Consider the following 234-nt stretch of genomic DNA (forward strand, 5'->3'; position numbering starts at 1 on the left):
TTACAAGACGGCGACCAACCTCACCGACGGCAGCAGCGCTGCGTCGTCGGACGCACCCGGCGGAGCCAAGACGGGAACCGCTAAGCCCAGCGACGTGCTCAAATGGGTGGTCGAATACCAGAACAACACAACGGCAGCCGCATCGGTCAACCTCAAGGACGTCATCACCAACGCCGGCGCCTACGTCAGTGGGTCTCTGCAACTGTCGCCGAACCAGAACGCGGTCGGAACCAT

At 62.4% G+C, this 234-nt stretch carries 1 protein-coding gene; it reads left to right on the forward strand.

Going from position 1 to position 234, the window contains the following annotated elements; all coding sequences use genetic code 11:
• Nucleotides 1–234 (forward strand): hypothetical protein (locus tag ACPYOG_RS20885; protein WP_481295961.1); only part of this gene is annotated, 234 nt, incomplete at both ends.

Source organism: Leifsonia sp. HAY1-4F, assembly GCF_056755275.1.